This window comes from Mesopusillimonas faecipullorum (assembly GCF_020539505.1).
Taxonomy (GTDB): domain Bacteria; phylum Pseudomonadota; class Gammaproteobacteria; order Burkholderiales; family Burkholderiaceae_B; genus Mesopusillimonas; species Mesopusillimonas faecipullorum.
In genome coordinates, this window is the sequence record NZ_JACDXW010000008.1 from 50,225 (window position 1) to 75,882 (window position 25,658).

A 25,658-nucleotide genomic window follows, 5' to 3' on the forward strand; every position below is an offset into this window, starting at 1 on the left:
GGAGCAGAAAAACCATGAAGCAAACACGCCGTAAATCCCTGTTGCACAGCGTTGCCGCCCTCGCACTCGGCCTGGCTGCTGCCATCCCGTTTCAAGCCCAGGCCGCTTCCTGCGATGGCCCTATCAAACTGGGTACGACTATTTCCTCGACAGGTCGCAATGCCACGTTGGCCGATCGCTGGGTACGAATGACCGAAGTCTTCGAAGCTCGCTTCAATCAGGACGGCGGCGTATTCGTCAAAGAGTGCGACAAGAAACTGCCCATCAAGTTCGTCATCTACGACGACCAAAGCGTACCCGCTACGGCCGTAACGCTGTACGAGCGGCTGGCGACTGCTGACAAAGTGGACTTCTTCGTCGGCCCCGACTGGTCTGCGCTGAGCTTTGCTGCGTCGCAAGTCATGGAAACTCACAAAACGCCCAGCGTGATGTCCAACGCCTCTGCCGAGAATATCTATACTCGCGGTCTGAAATACGCATTTGGCGTGCCCATGCCCACAGCCAAGCAATGGTCGGTAAATTACTTCGACCTGCTCAAAACGGTATCGCCGGCCCCTAAATCCATTTTCTTTGTCGTACAGGACAACCTGCTGACCAAGGACATTACCGCCAACGCCGTCGAACAAGCCAAGGCAGCAGGTATGGAAGTGCTGGGCAACGAGATCTTTGCCCCCGAGCTGAAAGACTTCACCGCCATTACGCTGAAGCTGCGCCGCGCCAATCCGGACATCATCTACATCGCTTCTTATGATGCCCCGGCCATGCCGCTGATTCAGCAAATGCGCCAAATGCGCGTCAAGGCGTTGGACGTGCACCTGACGATGACTACCGGCGCTTTGCTCAAGACGCTGGGGGCCGATGCCGAAGGGCTGAGCGGTGAAATCCCATGGTTCCCCGGCATGCAAGGCGACTACAGCGAACTGGTCACCGAAGTGCTGAAAGATGCCGACGTCGATGTGCGCGACTACCTGTGGACGATGTCTCGCCTGTCCTCATACCTCGTCATGGTTCAGGCTATCGAACGCGCCGGAGCGGTGGACCGCGAAAAAGTCCGAGATGCCTTGGATCACGGCACCTTCAAGTCCCCCGTAGGCGACATCACCTTCCTGGAAGGCGGAATCTCCGAAACAGCGGCTTTCACCACACAAGTGCAATCCGGCGTACTGGAACTGGTCGCCCCCAAGGCAGTGGCCAACAAGCCTTTCATCTACCCTTCAGTCAGCTGGAAGTAAAACGCCGTCGGCACAGGAGACGTTTACATGGATATGTCCATCTTCCTGCAGCTCGCCGTCAGCGGCGTGTTGCTGGGCGGGATCTACGCCCTCGTGGCATTCGGACTATCGCTCATCTACGGGGTCGTGCGCATCTTGAATTTTGCGCATGGCACCTTGCTGGCGGTAGGCGGCATTGCAGCCAGCATCGGCTTTACCTCACTCGGCCTCTCGCCCGTCGTGAGCGCCGTGATCCTGGTAGTCGTATTGGGACTGTTGGGCCGGGCCTTCTTTCAATTTTTGCTGCAGCCGCTGCAATCGCGGCGGCACACCGAAATGGAAGTCGGCATGGTGCTGGTCACGGTCGGGGCCTTGCTCATCATGAGCGATCTGGCCGCCTTCCTGGCGGGCCCCACGCCACGCAGCATTCCCATCCGCTTCGAGCCGCTGGAAATCGGAGACGTCATCCTGTCCACGACCCAGCTGTATGCGCTGGGCGGCATCATTCTGCTGACGATCTTGCTGCAACTCTTTCTGCGCAAAAGCTGGTTCGGCCGCGCTATTCGTGCGGTTTCCCAAGACCCGCTCAGCGCCAGCCTGTGCGCTGTGCCAGGCAAGGCACTGCACGGCAATACCTTCGCCTTCGGCTGCGCACTGGTCGCCGTGGCTTCCGTGCTCTACGCAATGATGTTTCCGGTCGACCCCTATATGGGTTTTGCGCTGACGGTGAAAGCTTTCACCATCATTGTGCTGGGCGGCATAGGCAACCTGACAGGCACGCTCATCGCCGGCATCTTGCTGGGTGTCGCGGAGAGCCTGGGGGCTTTCATCCTGGGTTCCGAATGGGCGCCTGCCATCAGCATCGTGTTGTTGCTGTTCCTGCTCATCGTTCGTCCACAAGGTCTTTTTGGGAGTAAGGCAGCGTGAGCGCAACTTCTCGACGTTACATCAATCACCTGCCATGGTTGATCCTGGCTGCAGCGGCGTTCGTACCGGTGCTCGGCTCTTCTTATGCCGTTTCATTTACCTTCACGCTGCTGTCCGCGCTTGTGCTGGCGCAAAGCTGGGACTGGCTGGGCGGAAAGACCGGCTATACCAACCTGGGCCACTTCGCGTTCTTCGGCACGGGTGCCTATAGCTTTGCCATTTCGGCCTCGGCCGGCCTCGGGTTGATTCCATCCCTGGCACTGGCCGCCTTGGTACCGATGTTGCTGGCGCTGGTATTGGCCTTCCCCTTGTTTCGCCTGCGCGGCAATTACTTTGCCTTTGCCACCCTGGCGCTGATCCCTCTGTTCGAACTGCTGGCCCTGAACTTGGTCGGGCTGACGCAGGGCGCCAACGGTATTGCCCTGACCATCCCTCGTGACATGGGAATGTTGTACGGCCTGGTCCTGGCGCTGGGCGGCATCTCCATCGGCGTCAGTGTCTGGCTGGATCATTCACGCTTCGGCTATGCCTTGAAAGCCATCCGTAATGACGAACAGGCTGCCGAAACCTGCGGCATCCGTATCCTGCCAGCCAAAATGGCTGTATTTGCTCTGGGCGCTTTGTTCGCCGGCTTGGCCGGGGCACTGCAAGCCTGGTTCCTGGGTTACATCGATCCGCATACGGTATTCGGCCTGGACGTCGCATTGGGGCCCATCGCCATGGCGCTGTTCGGCGGCTCGGGCCTGCTGTGGGGGCCATTGCTGGGGGTCATCATTCTGGGGACGCTGCATAACTACCTGATCACCAACCTGTCCGTCTTGCAAACCGCCGCCTATGGCTTGCTGATTCTGCTGATCGGCCGCTACATGCCGGGCGGGATGCTGCGCAGCATCTGGGTATCGCGACTGCCGTTGCTAAGCCATTACAGTCGCGAACATCATGAACAGCCCCAAGTGGCAGGCCAATTGCCACAGGACCCCGCACCCATAGAAACAGTGCCGGCCACCGCCGTGCTGTCTTCGCAAGGCGCCATCAAACGTTTCGGCGGCAATACCGCTGTCAACAGCGTAACGCTGGAAGTTCAGCCCGGCGACGTCATCGGGTTGGTCGGCCCCAACGGTTCCGGCAAGACGACTTTCTTCAACTGCGTGTCACGTGTCTATACACTGGACGGTGGCCGCATCAGCTTTGCCGGCGTCGACCTTGCCGACAAGCGCCGTGATCAGGTGGCCCATCTGGGCATAGGTCGCACCTACCAGATTCCTCGTCCCTTCTCAGACCTGAGCACACTGGAAAACATTGCCGTTGCCTTGATGTTCCGCGCTCATCACCCACTGCATCACGCGCAAGCCTTGCGTGTTGCGCATAGCTATGCCGCACAAGTCGGTCTGGGCGGCAAGACGGCCACCTTGGCGCAAGACCTGTCGCTGCAAGACCGCAAATTGCTTGAACTGGCACGCGCACTGGCCAGTCGCCCTCGCCTGCTGCTGGTGGATGAGGTCGCCTCGGGTCTGACGCCGGCAGAGATCGCCAGCTTCGTCGAACTGTTGAAAACAGCACGCGACACCTACGGCCTTTCCATCATCTGGGTCGAACATATCTTCTGGGCACTGGCCAAAATCGTTGATCGTGTCGTCGTGCTGGAGCAGGGTTCCCTGCTGGCTCAGGGCAGCGTGAACGACATCGTGCATGACCCCAAGGTCATCGAGGCCTACTTCGGCGCCAAAGGCGCGGAAAAGGAAGGAAAATAATGCTGGACATCAAGGATCTCGTCGTCGAGCACGGCAATATGCGCGCACTGTTTGGCATGACACTGAACGTCAGGCAAGGTGAACGCGTCGCCTTGCTAGGCGCCAACGGCGCCGGCAAAAGCACCACGCTGGGCGCTATTGCCGGTATCTACCCACCTCGTTCCGGCAGCATACGATTCAAGGGTACGGAGATCGCCGGCAAACCTGCCGCCGTCAATGTCGTCAGCGGCATTGCCATGGTGCCGGAAGGCCGCCGCCTGTTCACTGGCATGACGGTGCAGGAAAACCTGGAGCTTGGGGCTTATGCACCCAGCCTGCGCAAAGGCGTGCAGGACAGGTTGGAAGGCATCTTCGACATGTTCCCTATCCTGAAAGAAAAACGCCATCAGCTCTCCGGGGAGCTCAGTGGCGGCCAACAACAGATGGTCGCCATCGGCCGGGCCTTGATGTCCAAGCCCGACCTGTTGCTGCTGGACGAACCCTTCCTGGGCATTGCGCCTGTTGTCGTCCATCTCGTGATGGATGCCCTGCGCAAGATTGCCGAAGGCGGCGTCACCGTGCTGCTGGTCGAACAGAACGTGCACCGCGCCTTCGAGTTCGCGGAACGTGGTTACGTTATCGAGCACGGCCATGTCATCATGCAAGGTAGCGCCCATGACATTCTGGACGACCCCGATTTTTCCGCCAAGTTTCTTGGCGTCGATTCAGAGGAAAACCAAGCATGAAACCCTTATCAGGCAAAACTGCGCTGGTCACCGGCTCAGCGCGCGGGCTGGGATTGGCCTTTGCACGCGATTTGGCAACCCAAGGCGCCACCGTCGTGCTGTCCGACCTGCAAGCACCGCATGACGTCGCCCAGGCGCTGCAGCAAGAAGGCATAACAGCCTGGGCCGTTGCGCTGGATGTTGCCAACGCCGCCTCCGTCGAAGCGGCTTTTGACTTCATCGACAAGCAAGTCGGCGGGCTGGATATCCTGGTCAACAACGCCGGCATCTTCACCAGCCTTAAACCGCAATCCATCCATGACATCGACATGGAGGAATGGGATGCCGTCATGGCCGTCAACGTACGCGGCGTCTTCCTGTGTTCGCGTGCGGCTGCCAAACGCATGGCGATCCGAGGCTACGGCAAGATCATCAATATTGCCTCCGGCACCGCCTTCAAGGGCACGCCTCTCTTTGCCCATTATGTGGCCTCCAAGGGGGCCGTCATTGCCCTGACGCGTGCCTTGTCAAAAGAACTGGGCGCAGACGGCATACGCGTCAATGCGGTAGCCGCGGGCCTGGTCATGACAGACAACGTGATGGCCAACCCCGACATCGTCAACCGCTTGTTGCAAGGCTCTCTGGAAAGCCGCGCACTCAGCCGCGCTCAACAAACAGACGACGTAACCGGTGCAGTAGGCTTCCTGGCTGGCCCACAAAGCGACTTCATTACCGGACAGACCCTGGTCGTGGACGGCGGTTCCGTCACCCATTGAACGACAACGAGTATTTCATGAGCTTGATTCCCCTGACTCCCGAGCACCTTTCCGGCCACGCCCTGATCGGCGGACAGTGGGTGGGCGCCACCGACGGCGCTACCTTCAACGTACAAAACCCAGCTACCGGCAGCGTTATTGGCTGCGTCCCTCGCATGGGCCAAGCCGACACCCAGGCCGCCATTGACGCAGCAAATGCCGCCCTGCCGGCCTGGCGCGGGCTCAGTGCGAAAGAGCGCCATCGCATCCTGATGCGATGGCATGCTCTGATTCTTGAGCACCAGGAGGCCCTGGCCGAACTCATGGTTGCAGAACAAGGCAAGCCCCTGTTCGAGGCGCGCGGTGAGGTCGGCTACGGTGCCAGTTTCGTCGAGTGGTTTGCCGAAGAAGGCAAGCGTGCCTACGGCGAAACCGTGCCGTCCGGTTCAGCCGACCGCCGGATTCTGGTCTTGCGCCAAGCCATCGGTGTGGTCGGGGCCATCACGCCGTGGAACCTACCCTCGGCCATGATTACCCGCAAAGCCGCTCCGGCCTTGGCTGCCGGCTGCACCATGGTGCTCAAACCCGCCGAAGACACGCCTTTCTCCGCACTGGCGCTGGCACGTCTGGCACAAGCCGCTGGCGTGCCGGACGGGGTGCTGAACATCATCACCGGTGATCCCGTCGTCATCGGGCAGACGCTGACCAGCAGCCCTATCGTACGCAAGCTTTCGTTCACAGGTTCTACACAAGTAGGCAAACTGCTTTATCGTGCCTGCGCCGACACCGTCAAGAAACTGGGCCTCGAGCTAGGCGGCAACGCCCCCTTCATCGTCTTTGAGGACGCCGACTTTGATGCAGCCGTAGAAGCAGCGCTGAATGCCAAGTTTCGCCATACCGGTCAGAACTGCGTCTGCGCCAATCGCCTCTATGTGCACAGCGCACTCTACGATCGCTTTGCGCAAGCTCTGGCAGAGGCCGCCGGCAAGCTGGTGGTTTCAAACGGCATGGATCCTGTCGCCCAGCAGGGCCCGCTGATCAATGCCGGTGCGCTGCAAAAAGTCATCGAGCACGTGGAAGACGCCCTGGCCAAAGGCGCCAAAGCACTCACTGGCGGCAAGCGGCACGGCACACAAGGTCATTTCTTCGAACCTACCGTGCTACGCGATGTGAACCCCAGCATGCGCATCGCCCACGAAGAAACTTTTGGTCCGGTTGCCGCACTACAGCCTTTTGAAAACGAAGCCGAAGTCACTGCATGGGCCAACGATACCGACTACGGTCTGGGCGCCTTTGTCTTCACCCAGAACCTGGGCCGCGCCATGCGCATGGCGGAAAACATCGAGTCGGGCATCGTCGGCGTCAACACCGGCATCATTTCCACCGAGGTCGCCCCCTTTGGCGGCATCAAGCAATCCGGCTTGGGCCGTGAAGGCTCGCGCCATGGATTAGATGACTTTCTGGAGTTGAAGTACATCTGCCTGGCCGGCCTGTGACTTCCTATCAACGGCGCCGCAGCCACCAGGCACCCAATGCGACCGCCGTTGCCAACGCCACCATGCCATGTCATGCCAACCACCGTGCGACAAGGCAAGGCTGCCCAGCATCGATCACCAGTGATCGCATCGTCTTGATGCAAGCTTTCATCCGCATTTTGTATGCGCATTAGTAATGCCATGCTGGCGGATATGGAAATCATGACCGCCAAAGCACCGAACTAAATGCGCTAGCGTGTCGCCAACAAGGCCTCGACAGCGCGTGCCGCCGCAAACAATGACGCGTCACGCCCTGCCTGCGCCGCAAACATCAGTCCCACCGGGGCTTCGTTCGGCTGATGGCAAGGCATGGAAATAGCGCAGCCATTCAAGAAGTTGATGAAGGTAGGATTGCGCAGCATAGCCAAGTTGATGCGGCCATAGGCTTCGTCATTCGTCAGTTCGGCCAGAGTGGGTGCGATAGTGGGAACTGTCGGACAAGCAATTAGATCGACATGCAGCAAGTGCGCCTCGACCCGCCGTATCCAGTCCGCACGCAGGCGGTCCAGCTCAATGATATCGGCGTGGGTTTGTTGCGCCCCCTTCTCGATACGCACCCGCACACGCGGGTCGTAATGCTGGCCTTTTTCGGCCATCAAGTATCGGTGTGCACGATAGGCCTCTGCTGCCGTATAACCGCCTTTAGCATTGATCACGGCCAATTCAGCAAACTCATGGAACGGCATATCGATGATCTGTGCGCCAGCTTGCGACAAGTGTTGCAAGGCAGAGGCAAAAGCATGCGACACATCGGTGTCCAGGCCATCCAGCACCAGCGTTTGCGGAATGCCGATACGCAGGCCCTTCAAGTCTGCGCATTGATCAAGCTGAACGGGTTCGCCCGCCAGGATGGCATCGACAATGGCGCAGCAATCTACAGAAGCGCCGATAGGACCGATACTGTCCAAGGCGCTGGACAGGGGGTATGCCCCTCGCAGCGATACCCTGGAAGCAGTGGGCTTGTAGCCCACCAGGCCTGTCAAGGCGGCAGGGATGCGACAAGAGCCGCCGGTGTCAGTGCCCAAGGCGACCACCGCCATGCCGTCCGTCACCGAAATGGCCGCACCCGATGACGAGCCACCGGGGATGCGCCCTGTCGCCCTGTCGTAAGGGTTGAGCGGCGTGCCGTAATGCGGGTTCAAGCCCAGGCCGGAGTACGCGAACTCGGTCATATTGGTGCGGCCAATGGGAATGAAACCGGCTGCCTTTAACCGTGCCACGGCATCGGCATCCCGAGTGGCAGGAGGCTGTCCGGCCAGCACGCGTGAGCCGGCCGTGGTGGTCTGCCCCTGGATATCGAACAAATCCTTGATCGATACCGGAATGCCGGCATACGGCCTGGTACAGCGGCCTGCCCTGCGTTCACGGTCCACGGCATCTGCTGCTGCCAGCGCCGCCTGGACATCGACATGCAGGAAAGTGCGCGCCCCTTCACCCACCGGGTCCTGGATGCGTGCGAGACACCTTTGCACCAGTTCGCGACTACTGGTCACTCCTTGCGCCAAAGCCAAGCGCAAGGACTCAAGGGTAGGGGGCATGGCCATCGTATCGTCAGACCGGGTCGTAATAATGGATTTCCAACAGTACACAGCCGTTCACGGACTTGAAGGGTCCGTGCTTGGCGCCAGGCGGACGGCAAGCATAGGTATTGGGTGCGAAGGATTCGCCGCCGTTGCCCTGGGCGTCATTGCCCACGATCATGTCGCCCGACAACTGGTAGACCTCTTCCCAGTAATCGTGTACGAAAGGGGCTGTGGTGTAGACGCCGGCTTCGAAGCGCAATAGCCGCGTGCGCGTACCGCGTTTGTTCTTTTCGTCCAATGCACCCGCAATGATCTTCTGCGCAATGCCGGGCGGATAACCGGGCGGCGTCTCCCAGCCGGTACTCATGTCGATAGCATGAAACTCATCATGCAATTTGTTGACCGCCATGTGTCTTGCTCCTTTGCCGTGTAGGCATCAACGCGGACTTCAGCCCGCAATAGGCAGCACTGCCACGCGATAGGCATGATGCAGGCTGCGGTTCAATACCGGGTCGTGCAACTCAAACTCGAAGGACTCGGAGAAACGAATTCCGCCTACTGCCGCCAGCGTCCCGCAGAACATGACGGCTCCTTCGGGCAAGTCGTCACCGGCATCCCCATACCCTGCCATCAACTCTGCCGGATCACGCATGGTCGTCACCGACCCCGTTTGATAAAGCACGCGTTGGCCGGCCTCCGTGATCCATGAGTGCAACACCAAACTGTCCCAATGCGGGGCAATGTCTTGCCAGGACCACCAAGTCTCACCTATCGGCTTATCGCACAGTTGTTTGGAAATTGCGACGCCTATGGTCTCCAGCTTGCGGTCGGTATGGTCGGAGCCTATGCCTATCCACAAACGGCCCTCATGCTTAAGCAGCACGAACTCGACTTCACCGCTGGAGTCCTGGCCACTGACCTCAATGACAGGCTCTGTCGTAAGCCGCGCAGCGGCAACGCGGTAATACATGGGCGTAGCTGCTGGACGCGGCACACCCAGGGCCTCCAGTTCAACAATGTGTTTTTCCATGGCCTCACGGTCACGTCCCGTCCAGCCGGCAATGACTGCGTGGCGAATATCGACCTCACAAGTTCGTGTTTCTGCCTGTGCTGCCAGTGTCAATTTCATGATGCGTGTGTCCTGATGAAGTCGTCATCACTTGATGCCCATCCCTTGACGACCGCAAGCGACTCCATTACCAAGTGAACAAACATATTGAGAAAAAAGCATGATCCTGTTTGGGCTATATATCCGGCGCATCGTCAATCGACAAACTGCCGAAAAATCTGAATATCTCGCAAAACTCTGATTATCATTAAGATAAAAAAACCGCTCCCAGACACGATCTCCAAGCTCATCTTAGAAGCGTTGCACATCTTCATCAAACGATTTATTCTTGATACATCTTGACTTTTACGAATCAACTTATGCGCCGCCGCTTGCCCAGCATCAACGCCCTGACCGCTTTCGAAGCCGCTGCCCGCCATGCAAGCATCACCCGTGCTGCCAACGAGCTCTCGCTAACAGAAAGTGCCGTCTCGCGGCAGATATCCTTGCTGGAAGAAAAATTGGGCCTGCGGCTTTTCAACCGTATCAAGAAGCGCATTTCGCTGACTCGTGCAGGCGTCTTATATGCTGCCCGCGTGGGTCAGATCATCAAGCGTATCGAGCGCGACACACTGGAAGTCATGGCTCATGAAGGCAATGGCGCCACACTGGAAATCACGTCGCTGCCGACTGTCGGTGCACAATGGATGGTCTCGCGCCTGGGGGGGTTTTATGCGCAGCATCCCGACCTGACCATTCATGTCAGTGCACGCAGCGGACGCTTCTTTTTTACGGAAAGCGCCTTCGACGGCGCTTTGTATTTCGGCCAACCCGACTGGCCTGGCGCCCGTACCGATTACTTGTTCGACGAACTCTTGTTGCCTGTCGGCAGCCCGTCTTTCCTACGCGGCGCTAAGACCATCACAGCGCATGACATTGCTAAACATAGACTGCTGCACCTGATGTCACGCCCCGATGCCTGGCGCCATTGGTGTGCCAAAGCCGGTCTGGATGACATCAATGTCATGCGCGGTCCCCGTTTCGAGATCCAATCCATGCTGGTCAGCGCAGCCTGCGCTGGCTTGGGTGTAGCGCTGTTGCCCCGCTTCCTGATCGAAGAACCGTTGCGCAGCGGCGAACTATGCGTCCTGTCTCATCTGCCCATACACAGTGAAGGCGCCTATTATTTTGCCTACCCCGAGGAAAAGGCCGACGACGCTTTGCTAGCGGAATTTCGCGCCTGGCTGCAAGCACAAGCCGAAGAGTTCCGCCAACCGCTGCCCACCTAAGCACGATTCACGCTCCCTACACGCAACGCAGTTCCGCCAGTGGGCAACCAGCCTTCTGCCTCATAAACCATCGAATGCGCCTTTGGCGATCATCACCTTGTTGCGTTTGCGTAGTCGTCGTACCTTGGGATCGTGATTGCTTAAAACTTCCGCATGCTGCGCTTCAATAAAGTCGGAAAGCGCCGACTTTTCTTCACTGACCGCTCGATACAGTTCGTCAGCGTCTCTGCGTATGGCACGGCAGTCGCGCATGAAGGAACGAAAACGTACGCGGGAAAGTGCTTCTTTATCGGTGAACACCAGGTGTAGTTCGCGCTCGCCTTCATGAGACTCATCAAGCATATAAACCCCGCTCAATCCGCGAGCATCCCAGCTGTCGCTCAGTGCCTCGTAGCGAGCCTGCGCATAGCCCCACAAGCGCTCGCGCAGTTCCTCCAGCACCTCTTCTTGCCCGTCGGCGCTCACGCGCATGTCCCATCGCGTGTTCTCACCTACCTGTTCACCGTGATGCGGGCCAGGAACATATTGGTGTGGAATCCGCTGTTCGAGCAACTGGCTACCCAGTTCGTCGAGCAGCGAATTTTGATAGCCCGCCGCCATGGATAAGGTGGCATAGGTAAATTTTCCATCGACGAATAGCCTCGCCCAGCCCAGATAGAGGTAGCCGCGATAAGGCTTGGCAAGGTAATCCTCGCTTTCTTTCTGGCGATATTCTTCCTGCCAGCGGTACTCGCTCTCATCGTATTCGCGCAGGGTTTGATACTGAAGAATGGAATCGCCTTCACGAAAATGCTCGTTGAGAAAAAAGTAATCCTCACCGATACCCATTAACGGCAAAAGGGTTTCGTTCCAGAGATTCAGCTCTTCACCAGAGAGCCGATCAGAGATGCTTTCCGTCTGCTCTACCGACGCCTTCGTGCGTCCGAACAGTTCCTGCATCAGCACAAGGTCCAGCCGCGCTCGGTCTTCCTCGGGCACCGCGACACCGTAGCGTTCTTGCTGCTCTTGGGGCCAGGAAAAGTACTCTGGCCTCACCCGCATCATTGCTCGACGAAGCTCAGGTTTCCAGCCGTCTAGCGGTTCTTGCGTCATGGGGGAAATGTCCTTGCCTACCTATGCTGATCATCATCTCGCTACACGCATGATAGAGGTAAAAAGACTCGTCTTGGTAGGCGTGGTAACCGCAACTGTGGTGACGCGGTAAACGCCACTACCGTAGTATCAGTGAAAAGCATCAGCGCAAGATCAAGCACGCTGGGGTTAGACTGATAAGCATCCTTGTGTTGCTCCCCCACATGCATCATGACCAGCTTGTATCTTTTCGAAGAACTCGCCCCCAACGAACGCGAACGCCTGGGGGATCAAGCGTATGTATTACGCGGCTTTGCGCTGCCCTTCGTCAACGAACTGCTCCCCGCCATTACCCAAATAGCATCCCTGTCACCCTTTCGCCAAATGCAAACCCCCGGGGGCTATACCATGTCTGTCGCGTTAACCAACTGCGGCAAGCTGGGCTGGGTGACCGATAGGAGTGGCTATCGCTATAGCCGTATCGATCCGCAACATAGCCAACCCTGGCCCGCCATGCCCCAAAGCTTTACCCAGTTGGCTCGCACGGCGGCAGCCGAGGCCGGTTTCCCAGACTTTGAACCCGATGCCTGCCTGCTCAACCGCTATTTGCCAAGCTCACGCATGTCCTTGCATCAAGACAAAAACGAGCGCGACTTCAGCGCCCCCATCGTCTCGGTTTCCTTGGGTATGACGGCTACCTTTCTGTTCGGCGGCCACCAGCGCAGCGATCGCACCGCCAAAGTGGTCTTGCACCATGGCGACGTGGTGGTGTGGGGCGGCCTTGACCGCATGCGTTACCACGGCATCATGCCTTTGAAAGGGCTCGCTCACCCCTTATTGGGTGAGCAGCGCATCAATTTCACTTTTCGCAAGGCGGGGTAAGCATGAGCACGACCACTTTTTTGCTGGAACGCATGCAAACACCCTTGGGGCAGATGTTGCTGGTCAGCGATGAGCAGCAGATTCTGCGTGCGTTGGATTGGTGGGACTATGAAGTGCGCATGCGCGAACTGATGCGTCAGCAGTACAAGGGTACCCACATAGAATTGCGAGAAACCCAGCTAAGCTCACCGGCAGCGCTGGCCATGCGAGCCTATTTTGAAGGCGACTTGGCCGCCCCCGACACCTTGCACATTGACACCGGCGGCACAGTCTTCCAACGCGAAGTCTGGCATGCGCTGCGTACCGTCCCCGCAGGCCAAACGCTTAGCTACCTAGAGCTTGCCACCCGCATAGGCCGCCCCAAGGCGGTGCGGGCAGTGGGTTTGGCCAATGGCGCCAACCCCATCAGCATCGTGCTGCCTTGCCACCGCATTATCGGCAGCAACCGGAACTTGACGGGTTACGGCGGCGGCTTGTTTCGCAAACGCTGGTTGCTAGAACATGAGAAGGCGGCAGGTTTTGAAACAGCGTCCTTACCCGGCTTTCAAGGCCCGCTTCCCTGATCTTTTTGCCTCAAATAGCAAGAAGCGGAGTGCCGGCTGCGGCAATAGCGCTTAATCTGTTCCCATGCCGACAACTTCCGGATGGTTTCGATGAACACCTCCAACCCCAACTTGGCTCAGGCGCAAGCGCCCGTTCAAAAGTCGCATTTGCAGCGAATTACCGAGGCTTGTCGCTTTATTGAAGCCCGCGTTGAGGCTGCCGAACCCCTGCCCACCTTGGCCGACTTGGCACTTCACGCAGGCATCAGCGCGCACCACTTTCATCGCTTGTTCAAAGCAGAAACCGGGCTTACGCCCAAGGCCTATGCCACCGCACATAGGGCCCAGAAACTACGCCAGGCTTTGCAGACCTCGGATACCGTTACCGACGCGATTCATAAGGCGGGTTTCAAGTCCAGCAGCCGTTTCTACGAAAACGCCGATCAGTTGTTAGGCATGCAGGCACGCGATTACCGTGATGGCGGCAAGGGCGCAGTCATACGCTTTGCCGTCGGGCAATGTTTCTTGGGCGCGATCCTGGTCGCGCAAAGTCCACGCGGCATTTGCGCGATTTTGCTTGGCGATGAACCGGAAGAACTGCTGCAAGATCTGCAAGACCGCTTCCCCAAGGCCCAGCTTCAGGGCGGTGACGAGAACTTCGAACAGTGGGTGGCTCAAGTGGTGGGTTTGGTGGAAACCCCCGCCTTAGGTTTGAAACTGCCCCTGGACATACGCGGTACGGCCTTCCAGCAGCGCGTGTGGCAGGCCCTGCGTGAAATTCCACCCGGTACGACCGTCAGCTACACCGATATCGCCCAGCGTCTGGGCATGCCCAACTCGACCCGAGCGGTTGCCCAAGCTTGCGGCGCCAATGCCTTGGCCGTTGCCATTCCCTGCCATCGCGTGGTGCGCAAAAATGGTGATTTGGCCGGCTACCGCTGGGGCATAGAACGTAAACGTGAACTGCTAAGACGCGAGGCGGAACCCGTCGAGGCGCGCCTCGACGGGGGTGCTCAACCTGAAGCGCCTACATCCGTAACACCAGACTAATGTTCGAGAAAATCCTGGATAACGGCATTGACCTGTTCGGGATGCGTAAGCGGCGCCAAGTGCCCCCCCTCGGGCTGCACAGCCACCTGCCAATGAGGACAGCCTTTTTCCAGCAGTCTTAACACTTGGGCGATCACCGGGTTGGTATCGGCGGCATACATCAGTAAGGTGGGCATGCTTAGGCTGGCATAGACCTGCATAGATGTGGTGTTGCGTTCCAGCGCCCGGCCTTCGTGAATACTGCAGCCTATGGCTTGGGCCAATGTCGCCTGGCGTTTTGCCGACATGGCGTTCCAACCCGCTTCATCGGACCAAAAAATAATGAAATGGCGGGCAGCCTCTTCGGAGCGGCCTTGTTCATGCAAAGACTGCACCGTATCCATCAGCCCCACCATGCCTGCGAAAGCTTCGTCCAGACCGTGGTCTCGCATGAGATGGAAAGGGTTGGGCTCATACATAATCAGCTTTTCTACCTGCTCGGGTCGGCATAAGGCCGCCTCCATGGCCAATACCGCGCCCAGCGAATGCCCCACCAAACTAAGCTTGCCCGGCACGTGATCCATCAGCGCAAGCACGATCTCAAGCTGATCCGCCACCGTTTGTACGCGGTCGGCAGGCCAGGGACTGGTCTCTCCGTAACCATACAAATTGATCGCCAATACTCTATGGCTCTGACTCAGGGTGTCTATCAGCGGTCGCCATTGTTTGTAGCTGCTTGAAGCGCTGTGAATCAGCAGTACCGGGGGCCCTTGACCCTCATCTAAATAATCGATGCGCCATTCGCCGGATTCCAGTATCGGCATTGTCTTCCTCCTGAACGTCTTAATCCGTGGTTGGCGGGCAGCGTACAACGCTGGGGGCCGGCTGTCGAGCCATGGCTTTATCCCAGGAAAACCCGCGTTTCCTCTATTGAGCTTTCTACTTATAATCCATAATGTTTATATTTTATAACTAATATTTTTTCAAAGGTCACTAGGCATGAGCCTGAACTCTTTCTCCATGCTCGAAACACGCGTTTCCGATGACGGCATTGCCGAAGTCAAAATCACCCGCTCTGCAAAGCGCAATGCCATCAATATCGAACTGGTTCAGCAACTGGGTCAGTGCTTCCAAGACATGCCCGAACACGTCAAAGCCATCATCCTGCACGGTGAAGGCGATCATTTCTGCGCTGGTCTGGACCTTTCCGAAGTATCCGAGCATACGGTTCCCCAATCGGTCATGCTTTCCCGCCTGTGGCATCGCTCTTTCGACCATATTCAGTTCGGTCGGGCACCGGTTATTGCCGTGCTGCATGGCGCCGTCGTGGGCGGTGGTCTTGAATTAGCCGCCTCTACCCATATCCGTATTGCCGAACCTTCGGCCTTCTTTGCCCTGCCCGAAGGCAAGCGCGGCCTGTTTGTCGGCGGCGGCGGTTCGGTACGTATTACGCGCCTGATGGGCGTACCCGGCATGACCGACATGATGTTGACGGGCCGCGTATTGAATTCCCAAGAAGGCGTGCAAGCAGGCCTGGCGCAATATTCGGTCGAAGCCGGCATGGGACTGGAAAAAGCGCGCGAACTGGCTGCAAGCATTGCTTCCAATGCCGCGATGACCAACTATGGCGTCATGCACATGTTGCCCCGCATCGCCGATCAAACCATCCACGACGGCTTGGCTACCGAATCCCTGATGGCCGCCGTTGCGCAAACCGATCCCTCCACTCGCGAACTCCTGCGCCAGTTCCTGGAAAACAAACAGAACAAAGTTCAGTTCCAGCGTTAAGCCCTTTCTTTACCCAACTAGCTGTTTTGTCACGAGTTAAGCCATCATGTTGAGCTACCAACCTCCTCTTAAAGATATCGAATACGTTCTGGGCGATCTGCTTGATGCACCCGCAACGCTTCAGAACATCCCCGCCTTCGCCGAGATGGACAAGGAGCTCATGATGCAAGTGCTGGAAGAAGCCGGGCGCTTCGCCAGCGAAGTGGTGGCACCCTTGAATGCCCCGGGTGACGAGCAAGGCTGCCGTTACCAAGACGGCCAAGTCAAAACCCCAGACGGTTTTGCCCAGGCTTACGCACAATTCTGCGAAGCCGGCTGGCCGGCGTTACCTTGTCATCCCGAGTACGGCGGCCAAGGTTTGCCCAATACACTGAATTGCATTCTGTACGAAATGCTCAGTGCTTCCAACCACGCCTGGACTATGTTCCCAGGTTTGCTGCACGGAGCGTATTCCTGCTTGCATCAGTACGGTAGCGAGGCACTGAAAAATCAGTATCTTCCAAAAATCGCTTCTGGCGAATGGCTGGCCACCATGGGTCTCACCGAATCGCAAGCCGGCAGCGATTTGGGTTTGCTGCGCACGCGGGCCGTCATGCAGGCTGACGGCAGCGCCCGTATTACGGGCAGCAAGATCTTCATCTCGGGCGGCGAGCACGACATGACGGAAAACATCGTGCATCTGGTACTGGCGCGTCTGCCCGATGCCCCAGCCGGCAGCAAGGGGATCTCGCTGTTCCTGGTGCCCAAATACCTGCCGGAAGGCGACGGTTTGGGCGCCCGCAATACCGTTACGTGCACCGGCATCGAGCACAAAATGGGCTTGCACGGCAGTGCCACGACTAGCCTGCAATTTGACGACGCCATAGGCTATTTGGTGGGTGAACCCAATCGTGGCCTGGCTGCCATGTTCGTCATGATGAACTCGGCTCGTTTGCACGTAGGGATGCAAGGGTTGGGGTTGGCCGGGGCCTCTTATGCCAGCGCATTGGCCTATGCACAAGAACGTCTCCAATCTCGCGCGGCGGTCAGACCGCCCAGCCGAGCCGGGCAAGCGGCCGACCCCATCGTGCTGCACCCACCCATGCAACGCCTGCTGATGACTCAACGCGCCTACGTAGAAGGTGGTCGCATGTTGACCTATTGGGCTGCCTTGCTGCTGGATACCGCCGAGCATCATCCTGATGCTCAAGCACAAGCCAAGGCGCACGGCTTTTTGGCATTGGTAACGCCCATCATCAAATCCATGATGACCGACCAAGGCTTTGCAGGGGCCAGTCAGGCCTTGCAGGTATTTGGGGGGCATGGCTATGTGCGCGAAACCGGCATAGAACAATATGTGCGCGATGCCCGTATCGCCATGATTTACGAAGGCACCAACGAAATTCAAGCTGTAGACCTGTTGTTGCGCAAGGTATTGGCTGACAACGGTAAGGTCTTGGAAGACTACCTGCAAGGTATTTCAGATACCGCTCAAGCTGCGCAAGACGGCGCCTTCGGCGCTTGTGCCACCACCTTGGCTTCCTTGATAAACGAAGTACGAGACGTCAGCCAAGCCATAGGAAAAGCCGCAGCCCAGCATGCCGCCCTGCCCCACCTGGTTGCCCCCGACTACCTGCGATTGTTAGGCCATGTCAGTCTGGCGTGGTTCTGGCTGCGCGCCGCCCAGCGCTCGGAAGCACTGATGAGCCAAGACCCTGAGTTGCATGCGGGTAAGCAAAACACGGCGCGTTATTACTTTGACTTTGTATTGCCCGAGGTACGTCAGCATTTACAGGTTATTGGCAATGCCATCGCCGCCAGCGAACAAGCCAACGGCAATGTCTTTCTTCCCGAAATTCTGAAGCAATATGACTGACCAGAGTTTGCCGTTGTCGGATTCCCAGACAGTCGACCAAGCGGTGCTGTTGCAGTCTATAGGATATAGCTGCTTGCAGACTTATTTGGCCATCGTCCCTGAGCTAAAAAAGCAGCTGGCGACACTGGGTTTACGTCCAGTCGAATACACCATTCTGTCTGTGGTAAAAAGGAACTCCGGCATCACCCAGAAACGCTTGGGCGAGACCATTAAAGTGTCTCCGCCCAACTTGGCTACCGTGCTAGACCGCATGGAACAAGACGGCTTGCTTGCCCGCCAGCGCAATCCCCTAGATAAGCGCTCACAAGTCTTGGTTCTACACTCACGTGGAACCCTCCTTTGCGATCAAGCCGAGGCAGTTGTTGCCGAGGCCGAAGCGCTACCGCAGTTGTCCGAAGCCGAGCGCCATACCCTACTTGGCCTGCTGCAGAAGATTTTCCTACCTACTCAACCCTGAATTTTTCTCACCCATGCATCTGGTAAAAAAACTCCCCAATCACCCGCTGGACATCGTTGGTGATATACACGGCGAGTCGGATGCACTAGACAAACTGCTCAAGAAGCTGGGCTACGACGAACAAGGTAATCACCCCCAGCAACGTAAGCTGGTGTTCGTCGGTGATCTGGTCGATAGGGGGCCAGACAGCCTAGGGGTGCTTCATCGGGTGCAACACCTGATTAGCCAAGGTAATGCCTACAGCATTCTGGGTAATCACGAAATCAATTTGCTGATTGACGATGCTAAAGACGGATCGGGTTGGTTCTTCGAAGAACGCTACGCTCAAGACAAAATCAACTACGGCAATGTACAGCGCACACCCGAATCCGAGAAACCCGCTTTGCGCCGGTTTCTAGGCAGTCTACCCGTCGCTTTAGTACGAAAAGACATCCGTATCGTTCATGCCGCCTGGACACGGTCCGCGATAGACGCCGTCAGTACCGTTACCCTTGGCAACGTCACTGAGCAGTACAAGATGTGGACTTTCGCGGCAGAGTCGTCTGCCCAAGCCACAGGCCTGTATGACAGGTATTTGCGCGACAAACAGCACTGGGCGGCTCAACTCGAGAATGAGTCGACCCCTCCGCCCTTCCTCGATTCCTTGGCCGACTACGAGGCCATGCAGCAAATGGTAAATCCGCTTAAGGTGCTGACATCCGGTGTGGAAACCCGTGCCACAGAAGCCTTTTTTGCAGGTAATCGTTGGCGTTTTTCAGATCGGGTCAACTGGTGGGACCATTACGAAGAAGATACTCCTGTCGTGTTTGGTCATTACTGGCGCATGCTTAGCCCACTCAAGCTTAAAAACATGCCGCGCTACACACAGATGTTCAACAACATCCATCCTCAAGCGTGGTTTGGTAAGCGGCGTAATGTGTTTTGCGTAGATTACTCGGTAGGAGCCCGCTGGCGCGATCGTAAGGTAAAGCGCCCTATCCATGAGTCCAGATTCAAGCTGGCCGCTTTGCAGTGGCCTGAGCGGCAGCTGGTACTGGACACAGGCGAAGTCCTCCCTACCCTGCATGCCCCTGGCGTGTAGCCTTAATTCGCCGACGTCCGCCCTATCAGCCACAGTCACATATAAAGCCTTAGGCCATACTATTACGCTAGGCCTGGGTTAACAGCGCTGCGCTTCACCAATAGCCTACTCTCACTGGTAGGTCTGTTCACACGAGCGCGCCATTCGCCCCAGGCAAAGCTATCCTTTCTGAACTGGACATCGCCATGCGGTTTGAACACATCATACAAATCAACTCTTTTGAACTCGGCTCGCCGCCCTTGCTTAGTCGTGAGCAGGTGTGGCGCGGTATCGCCCTGCGTATCTACGACCCCGCTCACTTCATTATCGGTCTAGAAGGGCATTCAGTCAGGCAACACGAACGCCTTGAGAACGGTATAGAGGTGATTGAACGCACCCTGCATTTCGGTGCATTTGAGGTTCATGACAAGGCCACACTGACACCCATGGAAGAGATCAAGGTAGAAGTGATCGGCACTGATCGCTGGCCTGCATGCTCCGCTCGTACGTGCATCGAAGAACCCGAGGTAAGTTCGCTTTTCTTGCGATTTATTTATGAATGGGACGATTCAGATCCCTCTGAGCAGCTACTTACCGCCGAAGAAAGAGGCATTCGCGAGCAAGCGTATCAAGCGTTGGATATGGATACGGTGACTCGCATACGTGAATTGGCTCACAACAGCCCACACTAAAACTGTTCCACATTTGAAACCCAGCCCGATTCTGCATGAAACGGGCTTTTTTTGTACCGGGAAAGTCTGTTGGTAAGTTGTGGATCATTTCTTGATAACTGCGGTTTTATCAACAAACGAAAAATTGTCCAGAAACTGTTCTTGAGTCATCCAGAAAGTAGTCCAGAGATTTTTTGCGTTCAACTCTTTGAAAGATATCTGGTTTTTGCACTTATGCCAGTTATGCACAGACACCCATCAGTTCTACCAGTTTTATATATAGAAAAGATAGATAAAAAGAGGGAAAAGCCTAAAAACCGCAATCCACAAACCTCCCACAGCTTATCCCCAGGGTTATCCACATTTAGGTGTTCCACGTGAAACACAACAAAACCAATACCCTGCCTACTCAGTTTGTTCGAAGTGTTGTTTCACGTGGAACAGTCTTAAACATTAAACGGAAGATACCCCAACGTTTCACGTGAAACATTGCCGCCGCGTTCCACGTGAAACAAACCTAGAGTCGTATAATTCAACATTGACTTCAAGATCTACGCCATGTACTACCCTGAAAAATTCAGCGTCATCGTTGTAGGGGGTGGACATGCCGGAACTGAAGCTGCCTTAGCTGCGGCTCGAACCGGCCTCTCTACTCTTTTACTCACTCACAACTTAGACACTCTTGGACAAATGTCCTGCAATCCATCAATCGGTGGCATTGGTAAAGGTCATTTAGTCAAAGAGGTAGATGCGTTGGGCGGTGCTATGGCTTTGGCAACTGACAAAGCCGGCATACAGTTTCGAATTCTGAATCGTTCTAAAGGGCCGGCTGTTCGCGCCACACGAGCACAAGCGGATAGATCCCTTTATCGGCAAGCCATACGGCAAATCATTCAGCATCAACCTAATCTCACGGTTTTTCAGCAACCTGTTGAGGATCTTTTGCTGAAAGGTGAAAAGGTATGCGGTGTAAAAACCAAGGTCGGTTTGATATTTGAAGCTGATGCAGTTGTGCTAACGGCAGGTACCTTCTTGAATGGTCTGATCCACGTGGGACTAGAGCATTATGAAGGAGGCCGTGCTGGAGATCCGCCTGCCATATCCTTAGCACACAGATTGCGTGAACTTGCTCTTCCTGTCGGTCGTTTAAAAACGGGCACTCCCCCTAGGTTAGACGCACGTACGATTGATTTTTCAAAAACCCAAGAGCAACCTGGCGACCTGGATCCTGTACCGGTATTCTCTTTCCTGGGAAATGCTGCGATGCATCCGCGGCAGGTGTCTTGCTGGATTACGCACACCAACGAAAAATCTCATGACATTATTCGTTCTGGCTTGGATCGCTCTCCCATGTACAGCGATCAAGGGACTATAGAAGGAATAGGCCCGCGATATTGCCCTTCTATCGAAGACAAAATTCATAGGTTCGCCGACAAACAAAGTCATCAGGTATTTTTGGAACCTGAAGGCTGGTCAACGACAGAAATCTATCCCAACGGTATTTCGACAAGCTTGCCTTTTGATGTGCAGTTTGCGCTGGTGCGTAGTTTGCCCGGGCTTGAGAACACCGTGATAGTCAGGCCTGGCTACGCAATTGAATACGATTACTATGATCCACGTGGTTTGAAACCAAGTTTAGAAACCAAGGCTATTTCGGGTTTATTTTTTGCCGGCCAAATCAATGGCACAACCGGGTACGAAGAAGCTGCGGCACAAGGTTTGTTGGCAGGTGTCAATGCAGCACAGTACGTAAAAAATGAGCCCGCCTGGACGCCCGCTCGAAACGACGCTTATTTAGGCGTGCTTGTAGATGATCTTGTAACAAATGGCGTAACAGAACCTTACAGAATGTTTACATCGCGAGCCGAGTACCGTTTGAGTCTGCGCGAAGACAATGCGGACATGCGCTTGACAGAAACGGGCCGTCAACTTGGCTTGATAGATGACGAGAGATGGGAGGCGTTCAACCGCAAACGAGACGCTGTAGCCGCAGAGATACAGCGCTTGCGCAGCACTTGGGTCAATAGCAAAATCCTGGACGCGCATTCCGCTACGCAGTTGTTGGGCAAGCCCCTAGAGCGTGAATATGCTGTGGCTGATTTGTTGAAACGCCCAGAGTTGGATTACCTGGGTCTCATGGATTTTCGTTTGCCCAATGGCGAACTGCTCGCGGGCCCAGGCTTGCAAGACCCGGTTATCGCCGAACAGGTAGAGATCCAGATCAAGTACGCGGGTTACGTTGACAGGCAGCAAGAGGAAGTCCGTCGCATGACTGAGCAGGCCGAGCAGACCATACCCGAGGATTTCGACTACGATGCGATACCCGCTCTTTCCATCGAGGTCAGGCAAAAACTGAAGGTGGCCAGGCCGACCACATTGGGTCAGGCCAGTCGCGTCTCAGGTGTGACGCCCGCAGCCATCTCCTTGCTGTTGATACACATCAAGCGCCATTTGTCCGGTAAGCACAAGGCATGAACAGTTCGCAGTCCCACGTCGAAAACCTCAGGCAGGCCGCTACAGCGTTGAATCTGACGCTGGACGAGCGGCAAGAAAGCGCAATTCTGGCCTACATGGCACAGATACAGAAATGGAATAAAACCTATAATCTGACGGCGCTGCGTCAGCCCGAGCAAATCCTGGTACAGCATGTGCTGGACAGCTTGGCGGTGGTCAATCCGATTCAAAACTTTCTGCAGACCCGGTCTGGCAACGACGAAACCGTCATTGTCGATGTCGGGTCCGGTGCGGGTTTGCCCGGTACGCTGCTGGCCATCATGCATCCCGAATGGCGCGTTTATTGTGTCGATGCCGTCGAGAAAAAAATGGCTTTCGTGCGCCAAATGAGCAGCATTCTGGGGCTGCCCAACCTGCACGCAGTGCATGGCAGGGTAGAACAACTGCCGGTTTACAACGCCGACATCGTGGTTTCACGGGCTTTTGCTTCATTACCCGATTTTGTACAGTGGGCAAGTCGTCACGCAGGCCCTGACGGTGTGGTGCTGGCCATGAAAGGCCGCGTTCCCCAGGACGAAATCGATGCCTTGCACGACGCACAGGCACAATGGAGGGTGGAACGTGTGGAAGCACTGCATGTACCCTTGCTAGACGCGCAGCGATGTCTGGTGTGGCTCCATCGCCAAGGAAATTCATGAATCAAGTTCAGTCCGACAACCTGACCAAGGTTTTCTGTATTGCCAATCAGAAAGGTGGCGTAGGCAAGACCACGACAGCCATCAACCTGGCTGCTGCACTGGCTGCCTTGAAAAAGCGCGTGTTACTCATAGACCTCGACCCACAGGGCAATGCCACCATGGGCAGCGGCATAGACAAGAACGCGGTCAATGCCAATCTGTACCAGGTTCTGATAGGCGAAGCCACCATCGCCCAAGCCAGGCAGTATTCCGAGGCAGGTCGATACGACGTGCTTCCGGCCAATCGCGAACTTTCCGGTGCCGAAATCGACCTCATCCAGATGGAAGAACGCGAGCAGCAATTACGCAAAGCCATACTTTCTGTGCGCGATGAATACGATTTCATCCTCATCGATTGCCCGCCCACGTTGTCGCTGCTGACGCTTAATGGCCTGGTATCAGCCGATGGCGTGCTGATTCCCATGCAGTGTGAATATTTCGCCCTGGAAGGCTTGTCCGATCTGGTCAACACCGTCAAGCGTGTGCGTCAGAACATCAATCCGCACCTGAATTTCATCGGTCTGCTCAGGGTGATGTTCGATACCCGGGTCACCCTGCAGCAGCAGGTATCGGCGCAGATTGAAACGCATTTTGGCGACAAGGTTTTCCAGGCCATCGTGCCGCGTAATGTGCGTCTGGCCGAGGCACCCAGCCACGGTCTACCCGGTGTGGTCTACGACAAAAATTCGCGTGGCGCAAAAGCCTACCTCGAGTTTGCGGATGAGCTGATCAAGCGCATGAAACGCGAAGCGTTGCGCTCAACGGCCCGCACGGCCAATACGGCCAACCCCTGATGGAGAAAAAGACAATGGCGACGAAACGCCTGAAAGGTCTGGGCCGCGGTTTGGACGCCCTGTTGGGCGCCGACAAAACCGCTATCGAAAACCTGGATACGGACGCTTCCCAGCAAGCCTCTGCGTTGCCCACCACGCTGCCCGTAAAAAAATTGCGTGCAGGCCGCTATCAGCCGCGCACCCGCATGGACGAAGGGGCTTTGGCGGAACTGGCGGAGTCCATCCGCACTCAGGGCATCATGCAGCCCATACTGGTGCGTCCGCTTACCGATCTCAAAGACCAGTACGAGATCATTGCCGGGGAAAGGCGCTTTCGTGCCGCCCAATTGGCGGGCTTGAAAGAAGTACCGGTTCTGGTGCGGGAAGTAGCGGATGAAAATGCCGCCATCATGGCGCTCATCGAGAACATTCAGCGCGAAGACCTCAATCCGCTTGAAGAAGCCCAAGGAGTCAAGCGCCTGCTTGACGAATTTGCCCTCACTCACGAGCAGGCGGCAACAGCTATTGGCCGTTCGCGCTCAGCAACCAGCAACTTGCTGCGTTTGTTGAATCTTTGCGAACCCGTGCAAACCATGCTGCTGGCAGGAGACATCGACATGGGGCACGCCCGTGCCCTGCTTGCGCTAGAAGCCGCTCAGCAAATTCTTGCGGCCAACGAGATCATTGCCAAACGCCTATCGGTGCGTGAAGCCGAAAAACTGGTGACCCGAGTTCAGCAAGAAAACGAAGGCCACGCAACGAGCGGCCCTCGGACCAGGTCCGTACCATCCGGCGATACGCTACGGCTAGAGCGTGCTTTGGCCGACTTGCTGGGTACCAAGGTCAGCCTCAAGGTGGGTGCGCGCAACAAGGGCCAGCTCGTCATCGATTTCCATGATTGGGAACACCTGAATGCCTTGCTTGAACGTCAAGGACTGGCCAGCGTGCTGGAAAATTGAGGCGTTCTGTACACATGCACCGTTTCATGATTTGACAAGCGTAAAAAAAGAGCCCATAATTCGGGGTTCTTTCGGTGGGATGCCCGAGTGGTTAAAGGGGGCAGACTGTAAATCTGTTGGCCTTGCGCCTACGTTGGTTCGAATCCAACTCCCACCACCAAGAAAACCAGCCACAGGTTGGCGTTTAATTCAGGCTTGGTTTGCAGGTTTGATTACAGCGTTAATCGGTTTAAAAGGCCGGGTAAGAACGAATCCTTGCGGGTGTAGCTCAATGGTAGAGCAGAAGCCTTCCAAGCTTACGACGAGGGTTCGATTCCCTTCACCCGCTCCAAGTCGGTGAATCAACGCACTACCCGCGCTGATTCCAATGAATACATCGCCCATGTGGCTCAGTGGTAGAGCACTCCCTTGGTAAGGGAGAGGTCACGCGTTCGATCCGCGTCATGGGCACCACGTATTTTTTCTTCTTTAATATCGTTGTTGGTACATATTCCACAGTCAGGAGTCGACCATGGCAAAAGAGAAGTTTGAGCGGACGAAACCGCACGTAAACGTAGGCACGATTGGCCACGTTGACCACGGCAAAACGACGCTGACGGCAGCGATCTGCACGGTGTTGTCCAAGGAATTTGGCGGC

The 25,658-nt window shown here is 56.4% G+C and carries 25 protein-coding genes and 3 tRNA genes; 23 read left to right on the forward strand and 5 right to left on the reverse strand.

Going from position 1 to position 25,658, the window contains the following annotated elements; all coding sequences use genetic code 11:
• The first annotated feature begins 14 nt into the window (after nucleotides 1–14).
• Genes H0484_RS13635 through H0484_RS13660 form a run of 6 tightly spaced genes read left to right on the forward strand, consistent with a single transcriptional unit; the run spans nucleotide 15 to nucleotide 6,844 of the window.
• On the forward strand, nucleotides 15–1,232 hold the full coding sequence (locus H0484_RS13635) for an amino acid ABC transporter substrate-binding protein (protein WP_226955196.1): 1,218 nt from the start codon (nucleotides 15–17) through the stop codon (nucleotides 1,230–1,232).
• Between the two features lie 27 nt (nucleotides 1,233–1,259).
• Nucleotides 1,260–2,138 (forward strand): branched-chain amino acid ABC transporter permease, encoded by an 879-nt coding sequence (locus H0484_RS13640; protein ID WP_226955197.1) that lies wholly within the window; start codon nucleotides 1,260–1,262, stop codon nucleotides 2,136–2,138.
• Entirely contained in the window at nucleotides 2,135–3,889 is a 1,755-nt protein-coding gene (locus H0484_RS13645) for a branched-chain amino acid ABC transporter ATP-binding protein/permease (RefSeq protein ID WP_226955198.1), read from the forward strand. The genes H0484_RS13640 and H0484_RS13645 overlap by 4 nt, the downstream gene beginning before the upstream one ends.
• Complete coding sequence (locus H0484_RS13650) at nucleotides 3,889–4,614, forward strand: ABC transporter ATP-binding protein (RefSeq protein WP_226955199.1); 726 nt, start codon at nucleotides 3,889–3,891, stop codon at nucleotides 4,612–4,614. Before H0484_RS13645 ends, H0484_RS13650 begins: the two co-directional genes overlap by 1 nt.
• On the forward strand, nucleotides 4,611–5,369 hold the full coding sequence (locus H0484_RS13655) for an SDR family NAD(P)-dependent oxidoreductase (protein ID WP_226955200.1): 759 nt from the start codon (nucleotides 4,611–4,613) through the stop codon (nucleotides 5,367–5,369). Before H0484_RS13650 ends, H0484_RS13655 begins: the two co-directional genes overlap by 4 nt.
• A 17-nt stretch (nucleotides 5,370–5,386) precedes the next feature.
• On the forward strand, nucleotides 5,387–6,844 hold the full coding sequence (locus H0484_RS13660; protein WP_226955201.1) for an NAD-dependent succinate-semialdehyde dehydrogenase: 1,458 nt from the start codon (nucleotides 5,387–5,389) through the stop codon (nucleotides 6,842–6,844).
• A gap of 230 nt (nucleotides 6,845–7,074) precedes the next feature.
• Here H0484_RS13660 and H0484_RS13665 read toward each other — a convergent pair whose 3' ends face one another.
• The 3 genes from H0484_RS13665 to H0484_RS13675 are packed head-to-tail and all read right to left on the reverse strand — an operon-like array spanning nucleotide 7,075 to nucleotide 9,535.
• Entirely contained in the window at nucleotides 7,075–8,421 is a 1,347-nt protein-coding gene (locus tag H0484_RS13665; protein WP_255645301.1) for an amidase, read from the reverse strand.
• 13 nt (nucleotides 8,422–8,434) lie between these two features.
• The gene (locus H0484_RS13670; RefSeq protein WP_226955203.1) at nucleotides 8,435–8,815 is read right to left on the reverse strand and encodes a cupin; all 381 of its coding nucleotides are present in this window, start codon (nucleotides 8,813–8,815) and stop codon (nucleotides 8,435–8,437) included.
• A gap of 39 nt (nucleotides 8,816–8,854) precedes the next feature.
• Nucleotides 8,855–9,535, reverse strand: coding sequence for a DUF2848 domain-containing protein (locus tag H0484_RS13675; protein ID WP_226955204.1), 681 nt, complete (start codon nucleotides 9,533–9,535; stop codon nucleotides 8,855–8,857).
• 278 nt (nucleotides 9,536–9,813) lie between these two features.
• Between H0484_RS13675 and H0484_RS13680 the strand changes: the two genes are divergently transcribed.
• Nucleotides 9,814–10,743 carry a LysR substrate-binding domain-containing protein gene (locus H0484_RS13680; protein ID WP_226955205.1) on the forward strand — a complete coding sequence of 310 codons (930 nt, stop codon included), beginning with the start codon at nucleotides 9,814–9,816 and terminating at the stop codon, nucleotides 10,741–10,743.
• Between the two features lie 60 nt (nucleotides 10,744–10,803).
• On the opposite strand, the gene H0484_RS13685 is transcribed toward H0484_RS13680, so the two are convergent.
• Nucleotides 10,804–11,835, reverse strand: a complete 1,032-nt coding sequence (locus tag H0484_RS13685) for a hypothetical protein (protein WP_226955206.1) — start codon at nucleotides 11,833–11,835, stop codon at nucleotides 10,804–10,806.
• Between the two features lie 210 nt (nucleotides 11,836–12,045).
• On the opposite strand from H0484_RS13685, the gene alkB reads away from it, so the two are divergent.
• The 3 genes from alkB to ada all read left to right on the forward strand — a co-directional run bounded on the left by alkB (nucleotide 12,046) and on the right by ada (nucleotide 14,288).
• Nucleotides 12,046–12,696, forward strand: coding sequence for a DNA oxidative demethylase AlkB (gene alkB / locus H0484_RS13690; RefSeq protein WP_226955207.1), 651 nt, complete (start codon nucleotides 12,046–12,048; stop codon nucleotides 12,694–12,696).
• Nucleotides 12,697–12,698: 2 nt separating this feature from the next.
• A complete protein-coding gene (locus H0484_RS13695; protein WP_226955208.1) occupies nucleotides 12,699–13,259 on the forward strand; it encodes a methylated-DNA--[protein]-cysteine S-methyltransferase in 561 nt (186 codons plus the stop codon).
• A gap of 90 nt (nucleotides 13,260–13,349) precedes the next feature.
• On the forward strand, nucleotides 13,350–14,288 hold the full coding sequence (gene ada / locus H0484_RS13700; RefSeq protein WP_226955209.1) for a bifunctional DNA-binding transcriptional regulator/O6-methylguanine-DNA methyltransferase Ada: 939 nt from the start codon (nucleotides 13,350–13,352) through the stop codon (nucleotides 14,286–14,288).
• On the opposite strand, the gene H0484_RS13705 is transcribed toward ada, so the two are convergent.
• Nucleotides 14,285–15,091, reverse strand: a complete 807-nt coding sequence (locus tag H0484_RS13705) for an alpha/beta fold hydrolase (RefSeq protein ID WP_226955210.1) — start codon at nucleotides 15,089–15,091, stop codon at nucleotides 14,285–14,287. The two genes, ada and H0484_RS13705, sit on opposite strands and share 4 nt — an antisense overlap.
• A gap of 175 nt (nucleotides 15,092–15,266) precedes the next feature.
• Between H0484_RS13705 and H0484_RS13710 the strand changes: the two genes are divergently transcribed.
• The 13 genes from H0484_RS13710 to H0484_RS13770 all read left to right on the forward strand — a co-directional run.
• Nucleotides 15,267–16,055 (forward strand): crotonase/enoyl-CoA hydratase family protein, encoded by a 789-nt coding sequence (locus H0484_RS13710; protein ID WP_226955211.1) that lies wholly within the window; start codon nucleotides 15,267–15,269, stop codon nucleotides 16,053–16,055.
• A gap of 46 nt (nucleotides 16,056–16,101) precedes the next feature.
• Nucleotides 16,102–17,910: an acyl-CoA dehydrogenase C-terminal domain-containing protein gene (locus H0484_RS13715; protein ID WP_226955212.1), complete on the forward strand. Its 1,809-nt coding sequence runs from the start codon at nucleotides 16,102–16,104 to the stop codon at nucleotides 17,908–17,910.
• Nucleotides 17,903–18,367, forward strand: a complete 465-nt coding sequence (locus H0484_RS13720; RefSeq protein ID WP_226955213.1) for a MarR family winged helix-turn-helix transcriptional regulator — start codon at nucleotides 17,903–17,905, stop codon at nucleotides 18,365–18,367. Before H0484_RS13715 ends, H0484_RS13720 begins: the two co-directional genes overlap by 8 nt.
• A gap of 13 nt (nucleotides 18,368–18,380) precedes the next feature.
• On the forward strand, nucleotides 18,381–19,448 hold the full coding sequence (locus H0484_RS13725) for a metallophosphoesterase (RefSeq protein WP_226955214.1): 1,068 nt from the start codon (nucleotides 18,381–18,383) through the stop codon (nucleotides 19,446–19,448).
• Nucleotides 19,449–19,633: 185 nt separating this feature from the next.
• Nucleotides 19,634–20,119 (forward strand): AtaL-like protein, encoded by a 486-nt coding sequence (locus H0484_RS13730; protein ID WP_226955215.1) that lies wholly within the window; start codon nucleotides 19,634–19,636, stop codon nucleotides 20,117–20,119.
• A 537-nt stretch (nucleotides 20,120–20,656) separates the two neighbouring features.
• Nucleotides 20,657–22,573: a tRNA uridine-5-carboxymethylaminomethyl(34) synthesis enzyme MnmG gene (gene mnmG, locus H0484_RS13735; protein ID WP_226955216.1), complete on the forward strand. Its 1,917-nt coding sequence runs from the start codon at nucleotides 20,657–20,659 to the stop codon at nucleotides 22,571–22,573.
• On the forward strand, nucleotides 22,570–23,250 hold the full coding sequence (rsmG, locus tag H0484_RS13740; RefSeq protein WP_226955217.1) for a 16S rRNA (guanine(527)-N(7))-methyltransferase RsmG: 681 nt from the start codon (nucleotides 22,570–22,572) through the stop codon (nucleotides 23,248–23,250). Before mnmG ends, rsmG begins: the two co-directional genes overlap by 4 nt.
• Nucleotides 23,247–24,083 (forward strand): ParA family protein, encoded by an 837-nt coding sequence (locus H0484_RS13745; protein WP_315859986.1) that lies wholly within the window; start codon nucleotides 23,247–23,249, stop codon nucleotides 24,081–24,083. Before rsmG ends, H0484_RS13745 begins: the two co-directional genes overlap by 4 nt.
• Before the next feature lie 14 nt (nucleotides 24,084–24,097).
• Nucleotides 24,098–25,021, forward strand: a complete 924-nt coding sequence (locus H0484_RS13750) for a ParB/RepB/Spo0J family partition protein (RefSeq protein ID WP_226955218.1) — start codon at nucleotides 24,098–24,100, stop codon at nucleotides 25,019–25,021.
• A gap of 73 nt (nucleotides 25,022–25,094) precedes the next feature.
• Nucleotides 25,095–25,181, forward strand: a tRNA-Tyr gene (locus tag H0484_RS13755).
• Nucleotides 25,182–25,278: 97 nt separating this feature from the next.
• Nucleotides 25,279–25,352, forward strand: a tRNA-Gly gene (locus H0484_RS13760).
• A gap of 47 nt (nucleotides 25,353–25,399) precedes the next feature.
• Nucleotides 25,400–25,474 (forward strand) — tRNA-Thr (locus H0484_RS13765).
• Between the two features lie 58 nt (nucleotides 25,475–25,532).
• On the forward strand, nucleotides 25,533–25,658 hold a 126-nt coding region (locus H0484_RS13770), incomplete at its 3' end, for a GTP-binding protein (protein WP_255645315.1).